Source organism: Bacillus sp. LR--39 (genome assembly GCF_053613335.1).
This window is the reverse complement of the sequence record NZ_JBSIOT010000771.1, coordinates 1-755: the sequence shown is the minus strand read 5'-3', so window position 1 is coordinate 755 and position 755 is coordinate 1. Positions and strand designations below refer to the sequence as shown.

The 755-nt window shown below is 47.4% G+C and carries 1 protein-coding gene and 1 pseudogene; both read right to left on the bottom strand.

The features are described from left to right. Positions 1-616 (bottom strand): annotated as a pseudogene (gene rbsC, locus ACWHAR_RS26450) (ribose ABC transporter permease RbsC); the annotation flags it as partial. Position 617: 1 nt separating this feature from the next. Beyond that, the coding region (locus ACWHAR_RS26445; protein WP_452088345.1) for a hypothetical protein at positions 618-755 on the bottom strand (138 nt) is incomplete at its 5' end.

Here is a 755-nt window from a genome sequence, read left to right as displayed (position 1 = left end):
CGTTGCCGCCGATAGCGTACGTTCGGCGTCCGAATGGTGTTTTATGAAGAAGCACCCAAAGGATGACAAAGGCAAGAACCATCGTAATCGCCGGTACAGGAATGCCTAAAAAGTAACCGCGTCCGAACATCTGAAAAGCGTAGTTTGTGCCAAGTCCGGTAATCGGATTTCCATCTGTATACACTAGCGTCAGTCCGCGAAACACAGTCATGGTCGCAAGCGTGGCGATAAAGGGCGGCATTTTTCCTTTAGTAATCAATAATCCGTTGATCATGCCTAGTACGGCACCAATGATACAGCCAAGGATGATCGCGAGAACCGGATCGACACCGGACACAATCATCCCCGCAACTAAAGCACTGGACAGGGCAAGAATAGCGCCAACAGAAAGATCAATGCCGCCTGTCAAAATGACAAAGGTCATCCCGAACGCGATTAATCCGTTAATGGCGACCTGGCGAAGCAGGTTTAAAATATTCAGCGGTTCAAGAAAGCTGGGATTTAAAATAGATACAATGATAACGAGAATAAATAAACCAAGAAACGGGCCGAGTTTTTGCATGACTCCGTCGAAGTGAATCCGTTTTTGTTCTGTTTGCAGTTGTTCCGTTTTCATATTACCGCCCTCCCGTGGCAAGTGTCATAATTCGTTCTTGTGTTGCTCCTCGCGCATGGATTTCTCCGCTGATTCTGCCTTCATGGACAACGATAATCCGATCGCTCATTCCCAGAATTTCAGGCAGCTCTGATGACAC